Source organism: Vibrio sp. TRT 29B02, assembly GCF_050113655.1.
Classification (GTDB): domain Bacteria; phylum Pseudomonadota; class Gammaproteobacteria; order Enterobacterales; family Vibrionaceae; genus Vibrio.
Map to the genome: position 1 here is coordinate 1 of NZ_JBNJOJ010000062.1, position 1,398 is coordinate 1,398.

Here is a 1,398-nt window from a genome sequence, read left to right on the forward strand (position 1 = left end):
CTTCTCCAACGACCCAAACAGGTATGAATTGCGCATTCCTTTCCAGCAATATCAAGACTCGTTTGATTGTGAAGTAAACTTGGGGGATATAACAGTTCAAGCCTATAACGCATTTGATACAGTAGGTTTTGCCCAACTACGTATTTACCAATCAGGCACAAAATATTACAACAAACCGATAGACTTAGATTCTACAATTGAAGCCAAAGATTGTCGTACTCGATATTACGAAGATTTAAATGAGTGGTCATCTGGCTTAGCATGCAGTTTTTATACGAATGGAGAAATAAGGGATAAACAAGCGGATTTAGTCGTTTTCAATGCTTACAGTGTCTACTTTGATTTCTCTCAGTTTAATAGCGATACGGTGATTCACTACGATATTTTAGCTGGTAAAGAGTACCGTAGTACCCCGTTAGATCCAGAGACTGGCAAGTGACTCGGTTAACTAAGCGACAATTCACAGAGAGGAGTGTCGCATTGGTTCTGGTTTCAGTGAGCGCACTATCTGGGTTGTACTCGATACTGAACACTACCGAGCAAGAATCTATTCTGGTTACGGGCTTAAAACCAACCGATGCAACCGTAAAAGTGTGGGCAAACTATTGGGTATATGGTGATGACTGTGAATCCTACTCTTATGATATGTTTGGCCAAAAAGCCCATCGAGGAGGAAAGATCACTACATTCTTTACTCCGAGTAATGATGTAAGTGATGACCGTTATCAGTTCACCGTGCCATACTCAACTTACACAAACAGTGAAAATTGCGTGGTCGAATTACGAGATATCAAGGTCGAAGCCTATAACGCATTTGATACAGTAGGTTTTGCCCAACTACGTATTTACCAATCAGGCACCGATTATAACAATAAACCGTTAGAGTTAACTTCACAGGTTGAAGCTAGAGATTGTCGCGCACGATATTATGAAGATTTAAAAGAGTGGTCATCTGGCTTAGCATGCAGTTTTTATACAAATGGAGAAATAAGGGATAAAAAATCGGATTTAGTCGTTTTCAATGCATACAGTGTCTACTTTGATTTTTCTCAGTTTAATAGCGATACGGTGATTCACTACGATATTTTAGCTGGTGAAGAGTATCGTAGTGCCCCGTTAGATCCAGAGACTGGCAAGTGACTCGGTTAACTAAGCGACAATTCATAGAGAGGAGTGTCGCATTGGTTCTGGTTTCAGTGAGCGCACTTTCTGGGTTGTACTCGATACTGAACACTACCGAGCAAGAATCTATTCTGGTTACGGGCTTAAAACCAACCGATGCAACTGTAAAAGTGTGGGCAAACTATTGGGTAGATGGCGACACGAATTAACCGCGACTCTAAACAACCCTGAGCGGTATCCGCTCAGTTTACTGCTGATGTCTAATCAATCCTTACC

Annotated in this window: 2 protein-coding genes and 1 pseudogene; all 3 read left to right on the forward strand. The window is 41.2% G+C overall.

The features are described 5' to 3' along the window. Positions 1–439, forward strand: a pseudogene (locus ACQEXT_RS21145) (hypothetical protein); the annotation flags it as partial. Continuing rightward, the gene (locus ACQEXT_RS21150; protein ID WP_426953438.1) at positions 436–1,140 is read left to right on the forward strand and encodes a hypothetical protein; all 705 of its coding nucleotides are present in this window, start codon (positions 436–438) and stop codon (positions 1,138–1,140) included. The pseudogene ACQEXT_RS21145 and the gene ACQEXT_RS21150, both read left to right, overlap by 4 nt. Further along, positions 1,137–1,331 carry a hypothetical protein gene (locus ACQEXT_RS21155; RefSeq protein WP_331428621.1) on the forward strand — a complete coding sequence of 65 codons (195 nt, stop codon included), beginning with the start codon at positions 1,137–1,139 and terminating at the stop codon, positions 1,329–1,331. The genes ACQEXT_RS21150 and ACQEXT_RS21155 overlap by 4 nt, the downstream gene beginning before the upstream one ends. Positions 1,332–1,398: the final 67 nt, after the last annotated feature.